Annotated in this window: 18 protein-coding genes; 9 read left to right on the top strand and 9 right to left on the bottom strand. The window is 59.8% G+C overall.

Annotated elements, in window-relative coordinates; genetic code table 11:
* The first annotated feature begins 138 nt into the window (after nt 1–138).
* The 4 genes from pta to ACR0FB_RS17890 all read left to right on the top strand — a co-directional run bounded on the left by pta (nt 139) and on the right by ACR0FB_RS17890 (nt 5,787).
* Nucleotides 139–1,146: a phosphate acetyltransferase gene (pta, locus tag ACR0FB_RS17905; protein ID WP_171724943.1), complete on the top strand. Its 1,008-nt coding sequence runs from the start codon at nt 139–141 to the stop codon at nt 1,144–1,146.
* Nucleotides 1,147–1,236: 90 nt separating this feature from the next.
* Complete coding sequence (locus ACR0FB_RS17900) at nt 1,237–4,056, top strand: molybdopterin oxidoreductase family protein (RefSeq protein ID WP_480621506.1); 2,820 nt, start codon at nt 1,237–1,239, stop codon at nt 4,054–4,056.
* A gap of 109 nt (nt 4,057–4,165) precedes the next feature.
* The gene (locus ACR0FB_RS17895; protein WP_480621507.1) at nt 4,166–4,915 is read left to right on the top strand and encodes a 4Fe-4S dicluster domain-containing protein; all 750 of its coding nucleotides are present in this window, start codon (nt 4,166–4,168) and stop codon (nt 4,913–4,915) included.
* Nucleotides 4,915–5,787: a dimethyl sulfoxide reductase anchor subunit family protein gene (locus ACR0FB_RS17890; RefSeq protein WP_171637691.1), complete on the top strand. Its 873-nt coding sequence runs from the start codon at nt 4,915–4,917 to the stop codon at nt 5,785–5,787. Before ACR0FB_RS17895 ends, ACR0FB_RS17890 begins: the two co-directional genes overlap by 1 nt.
* 134 nt (nt 5,788–5,921) lie before the next feature.
* Here the strand turns inward: ACR0FB_RS17890 and dapA are convergent, their stop codons facing one another.
* A complete protein-coding gene (gene dapA / locus ACR0FB_RS17885; protein ID WP_171637693.1) occupies nt 5,922–6,794 on the bottom strand; it encodes a 4-hydroxy-tetrahydrodipicolinate synthase in 873 nt (290 codons plus the stop codon).
* 134 nt (nt 6,795–6,928) lie between these two features.
* Between dapA and ACR0FB_RS17880 the strand changes: the two genes are divergently transcribed.
* Nucleotides 6,929–8,902: a lytic transglycosylase domain-containing protein gene (locus ACR0FB_RS17880; RefSeq protein WP_171724940.1), complete on the top strand. Its 1,974-nt coding sequence runs from the start codon at nt 6,929–6,931 to the stop codon at nt 8,900–8,902.
* Here the strand turns inward: ACR0FB_RS17880 and ACR0FB_RS17875 are convergent.
* Nucleotides 8,876–9,745, bottom strand: a complete 870-nt coding sequence (locus ACR0FB_RS17875; RefSeq protein WP_171637697.1) for a DMT family transporter — start codon at nt 9,743–9,745, stop codon at nt 8,876–8,878. The genes ACR0FB_RS17880 and ACR0FB_RS17875 overlap by 27 nt on opposite strands.
* Nucleotides 9,742–10,407, bottom strand: a complete 666-nt coding sequence (gene mnmC2 / locus ACR0FB_RS17870; RefSeq protein WP_480621508.1) for a tRNA (5-methylaminomethyl-2-thiouridine)(34)-methyltransferase MnmC2 — start codon at nt 10,405–10,407, stop codon at nt 9,742–9,744. The genes ACR0FB_RS17875 and mnmC2 overlap by 4 nt, the downstream gene beginning before the upstream one ends.
* A 55-nt stretch (nt 10,408–10,462) precedes the next feature.
* Here mnmC2 and ACR0FB_RS17865 point away from each other — a divergent pair, with 55 nt between their 5' ends.
* Nucleotides 10,463–11,497 (top strand): NAD(P)/FAD-dependent oxidoreductase, encoded by a 1,035-nt coding sequence (locus ACR0FB_RS17865; RefSeq protein ID WP_480621509.1) that lies wholly within the window; start codon nt 10,463–10,465, stop codon nt 11,495–11,497.
* On the opposite strand, the gene ACR0FB_RS17860 is transcribed toward ACR0FB_RS17865, so the two are convergent.
* From ACR0FB_RS17860 to ACR0FB_RS17845, 4 genes are all read right to left on the bottom strand, one after another.
* A complete protein-coding gene (locus tag ACR0FB_RS17860; protein WP_480486525.1) occupies nt 11,489–12,280 on the bottom strand; it encodes an HTD2 family dehydratase in 792 nt (263 codons plus the stop codon). The genes ACR0FB_RS17865 and ACR0FB_RS17860 overlap by 9 nt on opposite strands.
* 15 nt (nt 12,281–12,295) lie before the next feature.
* Complete coding sequence (locus ACR0FB_RS17855; RefSeq protein ID WP_171119885.1) at nt 12,296–12,838, bottom strand: NADPH-dependent FMN reductase; 543 nt, start codon at nt 12,836–12,838, stop codon at nt 12,296–12,298.
* Nucleotides 12,839–12,970: 132 nt separating this feature from the next.
* Entirely contained in the window at nt 12,971–13,642 is a 672-nt protein-coding gene (locus tag ACR0FB_RS17850) for a YiaD family glycine zipper/OmpA-like lipoprotein (protein ID WP_171230628.1), read from the bottom strand.
* A 126-nt stretch (nt 13,643–13,768) separates the two neighbouring features.
* On the bottom strand, nt 13,769–14,461 hold the full coding sequence (locus tag ACR0FB_RS17845) for a helix-turn-helix transcriptional regulator (RefSeq protein ID WP_152459229.1): 693 nt from the start codon (nt 14,459–14,461) through the stop codon (nt 13,769–13,771).
* A gap of 105 nt (nt 14,462–14,566) precedes the next feature.
* Here ACR0FB_RS17845 and ACR0FB_RS17840 point away from each other — a divergent pair, with 105 nt between their 5' ends.
* Nucleotides 14,567–14,758, top strand: coding sequence for a hypothetical protein (locus tag ACR0FB_RS17840; protein WP_170345624.1), 192 nt, complete (start codon nt 14,567–14,569; stop codon nt 14,756–14,758).
* A 2-nt stretch (nt 14,759–14,760) separates the two neighbouring features.
* Here the strand turns inward: ACR0FB_RS17840 and ACR0FB_RS17835 are convergent, their stop codons facing one another.
* Nucleotides 14,761–15,408 carry an RluA family pseudouridine synthase gene (locus ACR0FB_RS17835; protein ID WP_480621510.1) on the bottom strand — a complete coding sequence of 216 codons (648 nt, stop codon included), beginning with the start codon at nt 15,406–15,408 and terminating at the stop codon, nt 14,761–14,763.
* A gap of 96 nt (nt 15,409–15,504) precedes the next feature.
* Between ACR0FB_RS17835 and ACR0FB_RS17830 the strand changes: the two genes are divergently transcribed.
* Both ACR0FB_RS17830 and ACR0FB_RS17825 read left to right on the top strand, forming a co-directional pair.
* On the top strand, nt 15,505–15,915 hold the full coding sequence (locus tag ACR0FB_RS17830; protein WP_152459232.1) for a nuclear transport factor 2 family protein: 411 nt from the start codon (nt 15,505–15,507) through the stop codon (nt 15,913–15,915).
* 2 nt (nt 15,916–15,917) lie between these two features.
* Nucleotides 15,918–16,628, top strand: coding sequence for an SGNH/GDSL hydrolase family protein (locus ACR0FB_RS17825; protein ID WP_480621511.1), 711 nt, complete (start codon nt 15,918–15,920; stop codon nt 16,626–16,628).
* On the opposite strand, the gene rarD is transcribed toward ACR0FB_RS17825, so the two are convergent.
* Complete coding sequence (gene rarD / locus ACR0FB_RS17820) at nt 16,619–17,524, bottom strand: EamA family transporter RarD (protein WP_171724932.1); 906 nt, start codon at nt 17,522–17,524, stop codon at nt 16,619–16,621. The genes ACR0FB_RS17825 and rarD overlap by 10 nt on opposite strands.
* Between the last annotated feature and the right edge of the window lie 49 nt (nt 17,525–17,573).

The following is a 17,573-nucleotide window of genomic DNA, read 5'->3' as shown; positions in this document are numbered from 1 at the left end:
TGATCGAGGCCCTGATCAACCAGGAGCTCGGCGAGCCTTTCCGCCGCGACGCGATGAAAAAACCCGTCGCCGTCGCCGGAATCTCCGCCGACGACATGAAAGCTCAGGAAGCGTAATCAAAGGACGAGGCCACAGCGCATGACAATGACACCAATTGAACTGTTGCGTCAGAGCGCCCCGGCCTCGCGCCCTGTGATTTCTTTATGCGAAGGCAGTGATCCCCGCGTTGTTGCGGGGGCGCTGGCCGCCCAACAAGCCGGACTGGCCGATGTCATTCTGGTCGGTCCACAAGCCGAGGTCGACGCCGCCCTCAAAAACCAGAACGCCACTCGCTCTGACGGCGTCATGGTTCACGACCCGGCAACCTCGGACCTGACCGAGGAATTTGCTCAAACCTATTTTGAACTGCGCCAACACAAGGGCGTCGATCCGGCCAAGGCCCGAGCCGCCGTTGAAACACCGCCAGTCTATGCCGCCATGCTGGTACGCAGCGGGCGGGCCACTGGAACCGTAGGTGGAGCCGTTCACACGACCGGAGACATTGTACGCGCGGCCATTCAGGTGATCGGCATGGCCCCCGATGCCGGAATGGTATCATCCTTTTTCCTGATGTACCCGCCGGAAGACGCTCAACCCGGAGCGCGGGCGATGCTCTATTCGGACTGCGGCCTGGTCATCGATCCCAGCCCTGACGAGTTGAGCAAAATTGCCGTCGCCTCGGCCAGATCGGCGCGCGCACTGCTGCGGGTTGACCCCAAGATCGCCATGCTCAGCTTTTCGACCAAAGGCAGCGCAAAGCATCCCGATGTCGACAAGGTGATCGAGGCCACTGAAACACTGCGTCAAAGTTCCCCGGATCTCGAGGTCGACGGCGAGCTTCAGTTCGACGCGGCCTTCGTGCCCTCGGTCGGGGATCGCAAATCGCCCGGATCTTCGGTCGCCGGTCAGGCCAACGTGATGATCTTTCCCAATCTCGACGCGGGCAATATCGGCTACAAGATCACGCAACGACTGGGGGGTTACACCGCAATCGGCCCGGTTCTGCAGGGGCTGGCCCGACCCGCCAACGATCTTTCCCGCGGATGCAGCGCCGAAGACGTGACCCAGATGATCGCAGTGACGGCACTGCAAGCTATCAGGGAATAAAACTCAGAACTCGCGTCGTCTTCAGAACGATGTTCTCAAGTCGGAAGGAAAGTGAAACAATCCTCCCGACATAACCGACAGGACCCGCCAATGACCCATCAGCAGCCGATCCTTGAAACGTCTCCGAAAGTTTCGGACGAGGTCCGCAAAACCACCTGTTATATGTGCGCCTGCCGCTGCGGCATCAACGTTCACATGAAAGATGGCAAGGTAGCCTATATCGAAGGAAACCGGAACCACCCGGTCAACAAGGGTGTGTTGTGCGCCAAGGGCTCTGCCGGGATCATGCAGGTCAACGCCCCCTCTCGCCTGCGCAAACCGCTGAAGCGTGTCGGCCCACGCGGCTCGGGTGAATTTCGCGAAATCGAGTGGGACGAGGCGCTCAGCACTGCCGTGGGCTGGCTGAACGAACTGCATGAAACCGCACCGCAGAAGCTGGCTTTCTTCACTGGCCGCGACCAGAGCCAGAGCTTCACCAGTTTCTGGGCCCAGAATTTCGGCACTCCGAACTACGCAGCCCACGGCGGCTTCTGCTCGGTCAATATGGCGGCCGGTGGCATTTACACGATGGGCGGCGCTTTTTGGGAGTTTGGGCAACCCGACTGGGATCACACCAAACTGTTCATGCTGTTCGGCGTCGCCGAGGATCATGACAGCAACCCGATAAAAATGGGGATCGGCAAGATCAAGGCGCGCGGCGCACGGGTGATCGGAGTGAATCCGATCCGGTCGGGCTATAACGCAGTTGCCGATGACTGGGTTGGCATCACACCCGGAACAGACGGGCTGTTCATTTTGTCGCTGATCCACGTCCTGATGAAAGCTGGCAAGATCGATCTGGATTACCTGAGCCGCTATACCAATGCGCCGGTTCTGGTGAACGCAAGCGAGGGTGCGGAAAAGGGCCTGTTCCTGCGCGACGAGGATGGCAAGCCGCTGGTTATTGATCGCAAGACGGGCAAGCCAACCGCATTCGACAAGCCCGGCGTGCGCCCGGACCTGTCGGCGACCTATGACAAGGACGGTGTAACGCACCGTCCCGTTTTTCACTTGATGGCCGAGAAATACCTCAGCAACGAACACGCGCCCGAGGCGGTGGCCGATCGCTGCGGCATTCCCGCCAAACGTATCCGGGCTATTGCCGCCGAAATCGCCAGGGTCGCTTTTGACGAGGCGATCCAACTGAATCAAGAATGGGTTGATTTTCGGGGTGAAAAGCACTCGAAGATGATTGGTCGTCCCGTCAGCTTCCATGCCATGCGGGGCATTTCGGCCCATGCCAACGGATTCCAGACCTGCCGCGCACTGCACGTGCTTCAGATCCTGCTGGGAACAGTCGAGGTGCCGGGCGGTTTCCGCTTCAAGCCACCCTATCCCAAACCGGTCGAAGCGCACCCGACGCCCCATGGCGACAGGCGTCCGGGACGCCCACTGAACGGCCCGCATCTGGGCTTTCCACGAGGTCCCGAAGACCTGCTGCTGGATGACTGCGGCACGCCGCAACGCATCGACAAAGCATTCACCTGGGAAAACCCGATGTCCGCGCACGGGTTGATGCATATGGTGATTTCGAACGCGGCTGCCGGTGATCCCTACAAGATCGACACGCTGTTCATGTATATGGCGAACATGTCGTGGAACTCCTCCATGAACACCAAAGGTGTGATGGAGATGCTGACGGCCAAGGCCGAAGACGGCAATTACATCATCCCGCGCATCATCTACTCCGATGCCTATTCTTCGGAAATGGTGGCCTATGCCGACCTGATCCTGCCCGACACCACCTATCTCGAGCGGCACGACTGTATCTCCCTGCTGGATCGCCCGATCTGCGAGGCCGACGCCGCAGCAGACGCCATTCGCTGGCCGGTGGTCGAACCCGACCGTGACGTGCGTGGTTTCCAGTCGGTTCTGATCGAGCTGGCCAACCGTATGAGCCTGCCGGGTTTCACGAATGAAGACGGCAGCCCAAAGTGGAATGACTACGCAGATTACATTGTCAACCACGAACGACGCCCTGGCATCGGCCCGCTGGCCGGCTTCCGGGGTCCAGACGGCGACAAGGATGGCCGCGGCGAGGTCAATCCGGATCAGCTGAACCGGTATATCGAAAACGGCGGATTTTATGTGGCGCATATCCCGGAAGGCGCGGATTACTACAAACCGTGGAACACCGCCTATCAGGACTGGGCCGTCGGGATGGGCATCTATGACAGCCCTCAGCCCTATCTGTTCCAACTCTATTCCGAACCGATGCGCCGGTTCCAGCTGGCTGCCGAAGGTCACGGAGACCGCCAGCCGCCCGAGCACCTGCGCCAGCGCATCAAGGACACCATGGATCCGTTGCCGATCTGGTACGAAACCGATCAGCAGGGCAATGAAGGCTTCACCGTCAACGCCCTGACGCAGCGCCCAATGGCCATGTATCACAGTTGGGGCACACAGAACGCATGGCTGCGCCAGTTGCACGGGCAAAACCCGCTGTACGTCCCGACCAAACTGATGCGGGAACACAACCTGCAAGACGGAGACTGGGCAAAAGTCAGCTCCCCCCACGGTGAGATCACCGTGCCGGTGATGGAGATGGCCGCGCTGAACGACAACACGGTCTGGACATGGAACGCCATCGGCAAACGCAAGGGCGCCTGGGCCTTGCAGGACGACGCACCAGAAGCGACCAAAGGTTTCCTGCTCAATCACCTGATTCACGAATTGCTGCCGTCCAAAGATGATGGAATGCGCTGGGCCAATTCGGACCCAATCACTGGTCAGGCGGCATGGTTCGACCTGAAGGTCAAAATCGAAAAAGCCGACGCACCTGCCGATGCGCAAAGCCAGCCGAATTTCGACCCGATCAAATCTCCTGTCGGAACCGGCCCTGAAAACCTGGCCTGGAAGGTGGGCAAATGACCCGGATCCGCACTTCATCTGGCCAAAAATATCCCGGGGGTGAATTGAGCCGCAGGCTCAAGAGGGGGCTGGCCCCCTCACCTGCCCTCCACAGCAGAGGTTCACTGACATGACCCAGCTACCAAACTCCACTGACCGCAAGATGGGCCTGGTCATCGACCTGGACACCTGTGTCGGCTGCCACGCCTGCGTTATTTCCTGCAAAGGCTGGAACACAGAAAATTACGGCGCCCCTCTTTCGGATCAGGACGCCTATGGTGCAAACCCTTCGGGCACCTTTCTCAACCGCGTGCATTCCTACGAAGTGCAACCTGCCGACGGGCATGCCCAGCTGATCCACTTCCCGAAATCCTGCCTGCATTGCGAAGACGCGCCCTGTGTTTCCGTTTGCCCCACCGGCGCCAGCTACAAGCGGGTCGAGGATGGCATCGTCCTGGTCAATGAAAGCGATTGCATCGGATGCGGCCTGTGCGCCTGGTCCTGCCCTTACGGTGCGCGGGAACTGGATGTGGCCGAAGGTGTGATGAAGAAATGCACACTTTGCGTGGACCGCATCTACAACGAAAACCTCCCCGAGGTCGACCGTATCCCCTCCTGTGTTCGCACCTGCCCTGCGGGCGCAAGGCACTTTGGTGATCTGGGCGACCCTGACAGCGATGTCAGCCAGCTGGTTGCAGAACGGGGTGGCATGGACCTGATGCCGGAAATGGGAACCAAACCCGTCAACAAATACCTGCCCCCGCGCCCCAAGGACACCGTGGAAGACCAGATCGACATACTGGCCCCCCTGCTGGCCCCCATCGCTGACGAGCCCAAAGGGTTCCTCGGCTGGCTCGACAAGACGTTGGAGAAACTCTGATGCATCCCGCACCCTCCGTCATTCTGTTCACCACCCTGTCCGGTCTGGGATTTGGACTGCTGTTCTTTCTTGGCCTGGGGTTTCCGGCTGTTTCGGGTTGGGTGGCTTTTGTGTTCTTCGCCATTGCCTATGGTCTGGCCGTCGGCGGGCTTTTGGCTTCGACCTTCCACCTGGGCCATCCGGAACGGGCCTTGAAAGCCTTCACTCAATGGAAAACCAGCTGGCTCAGCCGTGAAGGTTGGTGTGCCGTCCTCGCGCTGGTCGTCATGGGGCTCTATGCAATTGGCGTGGTGTTTCTGGACCAGCGCTGGGGTTTTCTGGGCTGGATCGGCGCAGGGTTGTCGCTGGCCACAGTGTTCACGACATCGATGATCTACACGCAGCTCAAGACCATCCCACGCTGGAACATGAACCTGACACCTGCCATGTTCCTCAGCTTCAGCCTGGCCGGTGGTGCCTTGCTGGCAGGTCAGACAAGTGCAGCTCTGCCGCTGCTGCTGATCGCGGCGCTGGTGCAGATACTGTACTGGCGCAAAGGGGATCAGGCGTTTGCATCATCGGGAACTGATCTGGGTACAGCCACCGGGCTTGGCGCACGCGGTTCCGTCCGCGCCTTTGAGCCGCCCCATACCGGCACCAATTATCTGCTGCGAGAGTTTGTTCATGTGGTCGGGCGCAAACACGCCGAAAAACTGCGGCTGATCTCGTTCGTTCTGGCATTCGTGCTGCCGGTTCTGCTGTTGTTGTTGCCGTTCAATCACGTCTTCGCCCTGCTGGCCGTGGCCTCGCATCTGGCAGGTGTTGCAACGTCGCGCTGGCTGTTCTTTGCGCAGGCCGAACATGTCGTGGGGCTGTATTACGGCAAACGCTGAGGGGGCTCTGCCCCCGCCGCGGCAAGCCGCGACTCCCCCGGGATATTTTTAGCCAGATGAAGTCTGGATATATGGAAAAGAAAGGGCGGCGCTCGAGGTTCGAGGCCGCCCTTCGTTGTATTCTGAAATACCAGTCAGATCAGGCCAGCATGGGCCATTGCGGCCTCGATTGCATCCTTGGTGCTGTTTTCCAGCTCGGTCAGGGGTGAGCGGACTTCGGTGCTGCAAAGGCCCAGTTTGCTGAGTGCATATTTGGCACCGACCAGGCCCGGCTCGATGAAGATCGCCTCATGCAGCGGCATCAGTTTGTCCTGATACTCCAGCGCTTTTGCGTAATCCCCTGCCAGTGTCGCCTGCTGGAATTCGGCGCAGAGCCTGGGGGCCACGTTTGCGGTGACCGAAATGCAGCCAACACCGCCGTGTGCGTTGAAGCCAAGTGCGGTGGCGTCTTCGCCGGACAATTGGCAGAAATCTGCGCCGCAAGTTGCACGCTGCTGGCTGACACGGGCCAGATCGCCCGTTGCATCCTTGACCCCGACGATACGGGGAAGCTTGGCCAGTTCACCCATCGTGGCAGGTGTCATGTCAATGACTGAGCGGCCCGGAATGTTGTAGATGATGATCGGGATATCCGCGGCCGCATGCAGCGCCTCGAAATGCGCGATCAGGCCACGCTGAGTCGGTTTGTTGTAATACGGCGTAACGACCAGTGCCGCATCCGCTCCGACTTTTTCCGCGAACTGAACGAAGCGGACAGCTTCGACCGTGTTGTTCGACCCGGCACCGGCAATGACCGGAACGCGGCCCGCAGCGGTTTTGACGACCTCTTCGATCACTGTTTCATGCTCTTCGTGGCTGAGCGTCGGGCTTTCGCCGGTTGTTCCCACAGGCACCAGCCCGGTCGAGCCTTCGGATATCTGCCAGTCCACCAGATGTTTGAGCGTCTTCAGGTCCAACTCGCCGTTGTTGAACGGGGTGACGAGGGCTGGCATCGAGCCTTTGAACATGACACGCTCCTTCAAGGTGCATTTTGCAGTTTTTACGCCGCGGTCCCTCACGTTTCCAGCTTTGTGAGTTGATCCCGGCGACGCACGGTTTATCCTCACAGGCTCTATCCTCGGTTGGTTGGGAAATGCAAGGGATGACACGCTTTCTGGCACTGTTGACTGCTGTGATTCTGTATTCGGTGACTGCGACGCATTCAGCACGGGCAGATGCTGCTGCTGATTTGCGCGCTGGACTTACCGAAATGCGCAAAGGCGACTGGAACGCAGCGTTGCGCGTATCCGGCCAGCGTGGTTCTGTATCGCGCGATATCATTGTCTGGCACTGGCTGCGCGAGGGCTTCGGCAGCTCTGGCGACGTGTTGGTGTTTCTCGAACGTCGCCCGGACTGGCCCGGGCTGGCATGGTTGCGCCGCAAGAGCGAGCCTGTTTTCACCGGTGCCGATCCAGACAGGGTTCTGAAATTCTATGCCGGCATGCCGCCTCAGACGGCAGAGGGCGCGTTGAACTTTGCCGTCGCTCTGAAAGCCAAGGGACGCATCGGAGAAGCGGAGGCCGACATTGTGACCGCTTGGCGCACCATGCCAATGGGTTCGGGTCTGCAAAAAAGCTATCTGGAGAACTTTGCCAAACTTCTGAAGCCGCATCACGCGGCGCGCTTGGACAGAATGCTGTGGGACGGTCATCTTGTAAGCGCCGGGCAGATGTTGCCTTTGGTCGGTTCAGACGAACGCAAACTGGCCGAAGCACGGATAGCATTGCAGAAACGCCAACCCGGTGTGGACACCAAGGTGGCAGCAGTTCCCAAGTCTCTGGCGGATGCGCCCGGGCTGGCCTTCGATCGTTTTGTCTGGCGCGACAAGAAAGAACTGGATGACAGCGCCGTCGATCTGATGCTGGCACGCTCTACCGGGCCTGACGCCCTGGGTGAGCCTGACAAATGGGCCGAGGGACGGCGCCGTCTTGCACGGCTTGAGATGCGATCGGGCCGTGCGGCGCGCGCATATGACGTGGCCGCCAATCATCACATGACCCCCGAAATGGGTTACGGCTATGCCGATCTTGAATGGCTGGCCGGTTTTCTGGCGCTTCGCAAACTGAATGATCCTGCCACCGCCATTCGCCACTTCCAGAACTTTTCGGACGCCGTGAAATCTCCGATCTCGAAAGGCCGTGGTGGCTATTGGCTTGGGCGCGCTTACGCGGCATTGGGTGACGCGGACAAGGCGTATGACGCCTATGCGATGGGGGCCGACTACCAGACCTCATTCTACGGTCTGTTAGCCGCAGAACGGATCGGACGACCGTTTGATGCAGAACTGGCCAATCCGCGGCGCGCGCCGCATTGGCGGCAGGCGGAATTTGCCGATTCCAGCGTTTTGGAGGCCGGATTGCTGTTGCTGAAAGCCGGAGAAGCAAACCTGTCCGAACGGTTCCTGACCCATCTGGTCGAAAGCCTTGATCCAGTACAGGCCAATCAATTGGGCGATCTGGTGATCGAACTGAAACAGCCGCATCTGGCCGTGATGATCGCCAAACGGGCGGCAACCACGGGCACCGTTCTGCCCGCAGCCTATTACCCGGTCCATCCCGTTGCAGATATGCGATTGCCGATGGCCAAGGAAATGACATTGGCCATCGCGCGCCGTGAAAGCGAGTTCGACCCGGTCGTCGTCAGCGGCGCGGGTGCACGCGGCCTGATGCAGGTAATGCCCGCCACGGCCAAGCTGGTCGCGGGCGAGCTGGGCATTCTCAGCGGCCATCAGACGGGACGATTGACCACGGACTGGCAATACAACGCAAAGCTTGGGGCCAACTATCTTTCTGGTCTGGCGGCCGATTTCAACGGCAACGTTGTGATGATGGCGGCGGGGTACAATGCGGGGCCACGGCGCCCGATCTCGTGGATGGAACGCTATGGTGATCCGCGCACAGGCGAGGTCGATATCGTCGACTGGATCGAGACGATCCCCTTCAACGAAACGCGAAACTACGTGATGCGCGTGACCGAAAGCCTGCCGGTCTACCGTGCCCGCCTGGGGCAACCCGCCCTTCCGGTTCCTTTCTCGCAGGAGCTGATCGGATCATCTCTGGCGGCGTTCGCGCCATAAGGTGAACAAACCTGCGGCCACGACGATGGTTGCGCCCGCCACGACTTCGGGGCGCAACGTTTCGCCAAAGATCGAAATACCCAGGATCGCGCTCCAGACCAGGTGAAAATATGCAAAGGGTTGAACCGCACTGGCTTCGGCCATCTCATAGCACTTGATCAACAGCCAGTGCCCGAACACCCCACTGACGCAAAGCAGTGCCATCCAGAGCCAGTCGCCGCGCGCCATCGGCTCCCAGAACCACATGCCAAACACGGTCATCGCCACGGCACCGGCGACACCGGTCCAGAAAAAGCTGGTCGCCGCGCTGTCCTGGCGGGCGACATATCGCGTCAAAAGTCCATAGATCGCAAACAGCAAAGCGGAAATCAAAGGTATGACAGCCCATGGGTTAAAGACCCCGGCGCCCGGTTGCAGGATGATCAGAACGCCGATGCAGCCGACACCGATCGCGGCCCATCGCCGCCATCCGACCTTTTCGCCCAGCACCGGCCCGCTCAGCGCGGCGACAAGCAAAGGATAGCAGATGAAGACGGCCATACTGTCGATCAGGCCAAGGACCGTAAAGCCGAACACCGCAATGCAGATCTCGGCCGCCAGCAACAAGCCCCGCACGATCTGCAAACCCAACTGACTTGTCTTTGTGGCCGCCTTCAGTCCACCGGGGGCCCGGGCGGCCAGAGCGATGACAAAAGCCGCAAAGAACCAATAGCGGATCATGACCACCATGTAGGTGTTGTAGGTTCCGGCCAGATGGCGCGAGATACCGTCCTGCAAGGCAAAGACAATTGTCGCGCCCACCATCAAAGCGATGCCCGCACCGACATTGTTCGTCTGGGTCATGCTTTGTGTGCCCGTGTCATGTGCCGCTTGCGACCATAGCCGGGTGTGCGGGTTACGTTGAAACCGGCGCTTTCAAGCCCCCGGCGCACAAAACCCGCGGCTGTATACGTGGCAGCTGTACCGCCTTTGACAGTGTGGCTTGCCACGTCCTGCATCAGGTCCGCGCCCCACAATTCAGGGTTCTTGGCTGGTGAAAACCCGTCGAGAAACCAAGCATCTGCCACACCGTCCCAGTTCGGCAATGTCTTGCGTGCATCGCCGATCACAACCTCAAACCGAAGCGAATCCAACATACACGTGCGCCCTGTCCAATGCGCCAGAAACCGGCTGCTCCACGGATGTAATTCGGGAAAGGCCCCAAGCGCGCGCTGCATGTCGTCCGGTGCCATGGGAAAGGCTTCGAAACTGGTAAAGTGCAATGGCCCTTTCTGGCCGGATGCCTCCCATTCCGACCAGGCGGTCAGCAGGTTAAGGCCGGTGCCAAAACCCAACTCGGCAATGTGAAACCCCGTCGCAAACCGTGCAGGCAAGTCATTTCCCGCCAGAAACACATGGCGCGTCTCTTCCAGCCCGTTCTGTAACGAATAATATGGGTCGTCGAAGCGATCCGAGACCGGTATCTGATCTTCGGTCCACGTCAATTCGGCGCGCTGGTCTGCCATTGGGGAATCCTGTAGCTAAGCGGCGCGACACTGAACAAGGAAAAGGGAATTGGCAATGGTCGATGTGACGGTTCGCGGCGCAGGAATTTTCGGCCTGTCCATCGCCTGGATTTGTGCGCGCCGCGGCGCGAAAGTGCAGGTTGTCGATCCGTCCGGTCCCGGCGCCGGGTCCAGCGGAGGTCTGGTCGGCGCCTTGGCCCCGCATGTGCCGGAAAACTGGAACGCCAAGAAAGCATTTCAGTTCGACAGTCTGATCATAGCTGAACCGTTCTGGCGACAGATCGAAGACACCGGCGGGGTTTCACCCGGCTATGGCCGGCTGGGCCGCCTTCAGCCGATCCCGGACGCGCGTGGTCTGGAACTGGCCCGCCAGCGCGAAGGCACCGCAGATGAGCTTTGGCAAGGTCGGGCGGAATGGCGTGTCATCACCGCGACCCAAGCGGGTTCATGGTGCCCACCCAGCCCCACAGGCTTTGTCATTCGCGATACGCTGACGGCACGAATGCACCCCCGGCGGGCCTGTGCCGCGCTGGTCGCAGCACTGGAGGTCATGGGCGTTCACATTGTCAGTGAAGCCGAGGACAAGGGGCAGGTCATCCACGCCACGGGCCTTGCAGGATTGCAGGAACTGAACGACGCCTACGGCAAGACCGTCGGAAATGGAGTCAAAGGGCAGGCCGCCCTGTTGCGCTTCGACGCAGGGGAAGTGCCGCAACTATTCGCCGACGCGATTCACATTGTGCCGCATGCAGACGGAACACTTGCGGTCGGATCGACCTCGGAACGGGATTATGAGGACCCGACCAGCACGGACGAAGCTCTGGACGACGTGATAGACCGCGCCACGCGCGTCCTGCCCCTTTTGCACGGGGCCGAGGTGATCGAACGCTGGGCTGGTGTGCGCCCGCGCAGCAAAAGCCGAGCGCCGATGTTGGGCGCCCATCCCCTGCATCAAGGGCAGTACATCGCCAATGGCGGGTTCAAAATCGGTTTCGGCATGGCCCCCAAAATCGCCGAGGTCATGGCCGATCTTATGCTGGAAGATCGGGATACGATCCCTGATGAGTTCCGGCCCGAAGCCTCATTGTGACTGCGCGACGGCTTGCATGCATTGCCGCCCGTCAGGGCCGCGCACCCACATGTTTGCACCCCTCCGACACAACTGGGCAGTTTCGAAATGCATCAATGGTGAAGTCGCGCGGAACGAAAACGAGGCGAGCGGACCGATCAGGTCAACCGCGAAGAGCATCAGAAGCTGCGCCAGAAGCGGCCCGTGCACGACCAGCCCGCCATATCCTTCCACATCGCGCGCATAGTCCAGATCATAGTGAATACGGTGGCCATTGAAGGTCAGGGCCGAGTATCGAAACAACAACGTTGAATCGAACCCGACTTCGCGGCAATCGGTCTCATCGGTGCGCGCTGTGGGCGGTTGGGGCATTTCAGCATCCGGCGCAGGATCTTCGCGATATACAAGATCCTGCCACTCTGTCATGCGCAACTGACCGTTCTGCCAGATCTCGTGCCGCAACGTGACAAAGCCCAACGGGCCGGACCGCCCCACCTTGGCGTTTTGACTTTCAAGAACCGATTTCTTTTCGGCGGTGATCCCTGCGATCAATGGCGCATGAAAGGTCAACCGCCCGCCGGCCCACATTCTGCGCGGCAACCCCATATCCGGGATCAAGCCCCCAACCTTGGGATGCCCATCCCGACCCAATGCGGCGGCCGGTTGAGGGGTCCAGAAATAAAGCTGATGGAAGAAGGGCGGCAATTCCGAACCACTGGCGATCGTTGGCACACCACCCAGCGCGACCTGAAATGCGGCCGCGCGGGCCGGATCCAAAAGATCGGTCTGTCGCTCTTGCGTCATTTGCCTGACCCGCGATCAGAAACCGGCCTCGGCCCGGAGTTTCTGCATCAAGTCATGCAAGGACTTTTCGTACCGGTCCGAACGCAGCTTTCCCTGATCGTCGAATTCGTTCGAACTGTTCGCCAGATGGATTTCGGGCCCTTGCAGGATGCGCGGCTGAAATGGAACCATACAGGCCCGCAGGATCATCTGTGCCCGTTCCCCGCCTGCACGCCCAGCGGCCGCCGACATTACCGCAACCGGTTTGTCGGCCCATGGATTGCCTTGCGTTCGGCTGACCCAGTCCAGCGCGTTCTTCAGAACACCCGATGGGCCCTTGTTGTACTCAGGTGTCGAAATGATCACCGCATCGGCCTGTGCGATCTGATTGGCCAGCGTATGAACCGCCTCGGGAATCCCTTCTCCGTCTTCCAGATCACCATCGTAGAGGGGCAGGTTCAAATCCGCTTCGACAAAGCTTGCCGGATCGAACAACCGTGCCGCCTCGCGCAGAAGCTTACGGTTGGTCGCGTTCTGGCGCAGGGACCCGGACAGGCCAAGAAGGGTCGGTTGGGACATCGGGAAAGCTCCGTTTCTGTGTTTGGCGCAAGTTAGACCGAGATCACCCCGATCCAAACCCCATTTGACGCACAGTCATTGCGCAAACCGAGCCGCCCATTGGGCGGCCCCGCTGTTCACGCCGCGCAGTGGTTACGCGTTCCCGCTGGGCACCACGACAATCTCGACACGCCGGTTTTGCGATTTTCCTTCCGGCGTCAGGTTGGACGCGACAGGGTTGTTTTCGCCCTGCCCGATCGTGCGAATACGGTTGTAGCTGACACCGTTGGCCTGAAGGATATCGGCCACGGCATTCGCGCGGCGCTCTGACAGGCCCTGATTGTAGGTTGCGTCGCCGTCGCTGTCAGTGTGCCCGATGATCTGCACGTTCGAATTCGGGTAGTTGACCAGATTCTGGCCCACTTTCACCAGATCAGACCGCAACGCCGGGCGCACAGTCGAACTGTCGGTGTCAAAGGTGATGTCATTCGGGACCGTCACAATCAGGCGATCGCCTGCGTTGACGATTGTAATTCCGTCATTTGCCAGTTGTTGGCGCAGCTCCGCAGCCTGCTTGTCCAGTTGATTGCCGATCACGCCGCCCCCGGCAGCACCGATTGCAGCACCGGCCAACGCGCCCAGACCGGGGTTCGAATTATTGGCAATTGCCCCAATTCCAGCGCCGACCAGCCCACCCAGAACGGCGCCCTGTTTGGCGTTCTGGTTCGGGTCGTCCTGTACTTTCAGCGTGCCCGGGTCGGTACAGGCCGCCAACACAAGGGCTGAACACAAACCTGTGGCCACGAAAAACTTGGAAATCGTCATGATATCACCTTCTGCTCCAGCACCCGTTATTCGGGCGTGCTTCGTTTTCCTCAGTATATCACTGTGCAGGCTTGGCGGCTCAAGCTACAATGCGGTGAAGTCGGCGAATACCCGCCAAACACGTATTCAAACCGCTTCAACGAACGTTTCTGCATTCTGCTGTTCCTGCCAGAGCTCGCGCAACGACCTGCTCTGTCCTGAAAAGCTATCTTCGGTGCATTCACTGGACCAGATACGGTCGGTGCGGAAATGGCGAAACCCGTTGCGCAATTCGCACCAGCCTGCCAACATCGTGCATTCGATGTGATAGATCAGCGCCACAGGGCGCACGACCCGAACCGTGCGTTCGCCTTCGCCATCTTCATAGGTGATACGGATTTTCCGCTCTGCCCTGATGGCTTCGCGGTAATGCGCGATCGAAACGCAACCCTTGTTTGGATCATCCGCCGGGGCACCCCATGGGGCAACCTGCAACCAATCCGCTGGGCAATGTAATGCGTCGATCTTCTGGCATATCCGGCTGGCGGCCCTTTGCAGGTGACTGTCGCCGGTACGCGCAAGAAGAGACAGGCCAACCCACAAGGCTTCAACTTCTTCTGCATCGAAATTGAGCGGCGGCAGATCATAGCCGCGCCGCATCACGTACCCGATACCGGCCTCACCTTCGATGGGCGTCCGTTGCGCCTGCAACTCGGCAATATCCCGATAAACCGTGCGCACGGACACCTCCAACCTTGCGGCCAGGGCCTCTGCCGTGACCGGAGCGCCCGCAGCCCGCAGGATCTGGATGATTTCAAACAATCGGGTCGAACGGCGCATTGCATCCTCCTGTCACCATGCTGACACGTAGCACACCCCACTGACAAGAGGGTGTCAGGAGTGATGGGCCAGATTGGAACGGCATCGAAAGAAGGAGCACGAAAAATGCCATACCTCGACACCCATGTCATGATGACACTCAGGCTGGGGCAATGGTCTCAGGACCATACCCTGCGCGCCTTCGAGATCGAGCGCGAAATCGCCATGGCCCGGCAGTGCAAGCAGCCCGTATCAAAGAAACGATCCAGACGATTTTCGCTGGGAAATCTAAAGATGCTCTGGACCAGCACGGCCTGAGATCAGAACTCGGGCCGGGCCCGAAACTTCATCGAAACCCCACCTTCCGGGTGTTTCAGACGCAGTTCTTCCGAATGCAGCATCAATCTGGGGAAGTCCAACGCATCGCCCGTCGCATAGAATGGATCGCCCAGGATCGGGTGGCCCAGCGCCTGCATATGGACGCGCAGTTGATGAGACCGGCCCGTTTTGGGAAACAGACGCACACGCGTCGTATCGCCTTCGGTCTTCACGACACGCCAGTCCGTCACGGCAGGTTTGCCCGTCGCGTGGCAAACCATCTGTCTGGGTCGGTTGGGCCAGTCCACGATCAGAGGCAAGTCCACGGTGCCGGTCTTGGGTTCCAGGTGCCCCCAGACTCGGGCGATATAGGTTTTGCGGGTCTGACGCTGCTCGAATTGCATGCCCAGGTTGCGCTGTGCGTGCGGCGTTTGGGCAAAGACCATGACACCGGACGTGTCACGGTCCAGCCGGTGCACCAGCAGTGCTTGTGGAAATGCATCCTGCACCCGGGTCAACAGACAATCTGAAAGATGCGCGCCCCGCCCCGGAACCGAAAGCAGGCCCGAAGGTTTGTTCACCACGATCAGCTGTGCATCTTCATGCAACACATCCAGCGGGGTTTGAGGGGGATCATAGGTGTCGCTCATGCAGGGTGCCTATCCCAGCTCGTGACCTCCCGCAACGTCGTCCTTGCATGCCCGCCGATGTTCGGTGACCTTCTCTTCAAAAGCGGAGGAGATGCCATGCACCCGACAATTGAACGCATGCAAGAGGTTGTCGCAAAAGGCGATGAGGCCTTGATCCATCAGCTCCTGGCCGAAGATGTGCAGTTCCTGCCGCCCACATACTACAGCACCTGGACAGGGCGCGCTCCGGTCGCTGCCGTTCTGGGGCATGTCGGGCAGGTGTTTTCAGATTTTCGTTATCGGCGCGTCATGGGCGACGGGAAAGACTGGGCATTGGAGTTTCAATGCAAAGTCGGTGATCTGGATGGTATCGGCGTGGATCTTGTTACGTTGAACGACGATGGGTTGATCCAGGTTTTCGAGGTCGTCATGCGCCCCTACAAAACGGTAGGTGCCTTGCGCGATGCCATGATGGCGCGGGTCATGACAGACGCTCGTTTTCTGGAATTCAAAAACGCGCTGAGCTGACAATGCCTCGTTCCCTAGCTGCCGATCAGATTTTGCGGGTTCCGTTGCTTCCGGTGCTTGCCACGCAGGGGCTATCGGTGCGAAGGAACGCGCAGTTGCTGCCGGATCCGACTGGCCCGCGCGAAGGCCGCACAGGGCGCGGGCCACGTCTGCGGCTTTTGATCACCGGTGACAGCTCGGCTGCCGGAGTGGGCGCAGGCACGCAAGATCAGGCGTTATCCGGTCATCTGGTCAACCGTCTGGCCGGCCACTATGCGGTCGAATGGCGGCTGGAAGCGACAACCGGGCACACCACCCAGGACACGATCGACCGCCTGTCGCAAATGGACGGCGAGTTCGATGCTGTCGTTACGGCACTCGGAGTCAATGATGTCACCCGTGCCGTAACACGCCAGCAATTTGCGCGCCGTCAGACCCGCCTTATCCGCTTGCTTTCAGAAAACCTGGGGGCTCGTCGCATCGTCGTAACCGCTGTCCCGCAGATGAACAGGTTTCCGGCCCTACCACAGCCGCTGGCCTGGGTGCTTGGATGCCAGGCCGCGCGCCTGGATCAGGGGTTGCAAGAGGTTGCGGCTGCATTTCCGCATGTTCAACATCTGCCACTCGACCTGCCGGACGACCCGGCATTGGCTGCACCGGATGGCTACCATCCCAGTCCCCGGGCGTATGCGCTCTGGGCGGATGCAGCCGCGCGTCTGTTGCTTCAGGCCTGACCGCGCGCCTGCCGGATCATAGGGATCGAGTAAACGACCAGAGCCGCCCAGATCAGTGGGAACGCGATCATCCGGCCCGTGTCTATCTTCTCGCCGAACAGGGTTATCGCTGTAATGAAGATCATGGTCGGCGCGATGTATTGCAGGATGCCCATCGTGGACAGACGCACCAGTTTGGCGCCATTTGCATAAACCAGCAATGGCACCGCCGTCACGACCCCTGCACAGGACAACAACAAGGTGTCCGACATCGCGACACCGAAATGACCAGTGCCCCGCACACCCAGAAACGTGACATAGACCAGCGCCGGGATCAAAAGGATCAGGACCTCAAGCAGGAAACCCTGGTTCGGCCCAATCGGCAGCGAGCGCTTGAAGAACGCGTAGAATCCCCAACTGATCATCAACCCAAGAGCCGCCCAAGGCAAACGACCGGCTTCCACCACAAGTACCACCACACCCAGCGCGGCCAATCCGACCGCGAACAGTTGTGTCCGTGTCAGGGGTTCTCTCAACAGGATTGCCCCCAGCGCGATACTGAATAGGGGGTTGATGTAATACCCCAACGCCGCATCCAGTGCGTTGCCCGTGGAAATGGCCCATACGTAAATCGCCCAGTTCACGGAAATAAGCGCAGCGGTCAAAGCGGCCATACCCAACATCTTCGGATTGACAAGCGCGGCCTTCAGATCCCGGGTTCGGCCCAGGACAACCAGCAACAACCCGGCCACAGGCACTGACCAGATAACACGGTGCGCCACAACCTCGACCGCGCCCATATGATCCAGCGCTTTCATGTACAGAGGCAAGAACCCCCACAGGACATAGGCCGTGACTGCCAGCGCAAGCCCTTTTGGTGTGTCCGTGTTCTGTGAAGGTAGAAGCGTGTCTGCCACATCGGGTCTCCGGTTGATACCGGTTCGGTTTAAGGCAGAAATGAACGGG

This window comes from Ruegeria sp. P10, from assembly GCF_056534925.1.
This window is presented reverse-complemented; position numbering and strand designations above follow the sequence as displayed.